Genomic DNA, 1,212 nt, shown 5'->3' on the forward strand with positions numbered 1-1,212 from the left:
GCAGGCTCCTCAAACAGGGGAATCAGGAGACCGACCCGGTTCGCCGATTCGCATTCTATCAGGAAGCTCGCGAACTGGCTTTGAGTGGTGGGGATTTCGCTCTGGCCATCCAGGCCGGAGAGGCGCTGGGGCTTGGCTTCGAAATGGACCCGTGGTCGCTCCATTTGGAGGCCGCACAGAGCCTCGTGCGGAATGCGCGGTCCACCGAGCAGCGAGAAAAGCTGCTTGGCCAGTTGGAAACACTGTCAGAATCCGCCGTTGAGGAAGATCGCTATCAGGAAGCAGACAGCCTGCTCGAAATGGCAGCGACCCTGGCCGGTCAACTCCGCGACAACGTGCGGAAGGATCAGTTCCTGCGGCGGAAGGAGGAAGTTCGTCAGATTGCGGCAGCCTTCGAGTCGATCCGCGAACATCTGGCCACGCTCCAGACCACGCCCGACGATCCCGCGGCCAACGAAGCCGTCGGCCGATTCTACTGCTTCGTCAAACAGGCCTGGCAAAAAGGACTGCCCTATCTGGCAAAGGGGGAAACCGCCCTGGTTCGAACGGTGGCTCAGGCCGATTTGCAAAATCCGGTTCAACCAGCAGCGCAGGCGCAAGTTGGCGATGACTGGTGGGCGATTGCGGAAACGCTTTCCGACCAGGAAAAGGCGGCCGTCAGACGTCGCGCCGGTTACTGGTACCTTCGGTGCGAGGCGAAACTGACGGGTGAAGCGGCCCAGCGGGTCAGAACCCGACTGGCGGAATCCGGCCGACTGATCAATCTGCTGGGACTGGCGACGGCACGTCGGATCAGTCTTCAGGGGACCTGGCAGATCGGGCCGAAAGCAATCATTTCTGCCCCGGAACCGGTCACCCAGATCGTCTTCCATGTGATCCCGCCTCAGGAGTACGATTTGGTGGTGGACATCCAGCCGGTACCGCTCCCACCACCGCCGCGGGGCGCGAGCCAGAGCCAGCGGTCCAACCCCCTTCTCGACATCGGTCGGGGCGCGTTTGCCGTGGGGCTGGTTCAGGGACAGCATCAGTTTCTCGCCGTGGTGGACTGGGCAGTGCCCAACCAGGGAGTTTATTGCTTCCTCGCCAATTGCAACGGCCGGGGGCCCGATCCAGCCAACCCCACGTTTCAGCAGGTGCAGGCCCTGCGATCTCAGAGACTGAACACCCTGGTGTACAGTGTGCGAAAGACCGATGTGACAGTAACGGCCAACG

Annotated in this window: 1 protein-coding gene; it reads left to right on the forward strand. The window is 61.9% G+C overall.

Going from position 1 to position 1,212, the window contains the following annotated elements; all coding sequences use genetic code 11:
- On the forward strand, positions 1–1,212 hold a 1,212-nt coding region (locus H5U08_RS19325), incomplete at both ends, for a hypothetical protein (protein ID WP_297036972.1).

The sequence above is a fragment of the Thermogutta sp. genome (genome assembly GCF_014359955.1).
Classification (GTDB): Bacteria; Planctomycetota; Planctomycetia; order Pirellulales; family Thermoguttaceae; genus Thermogutta.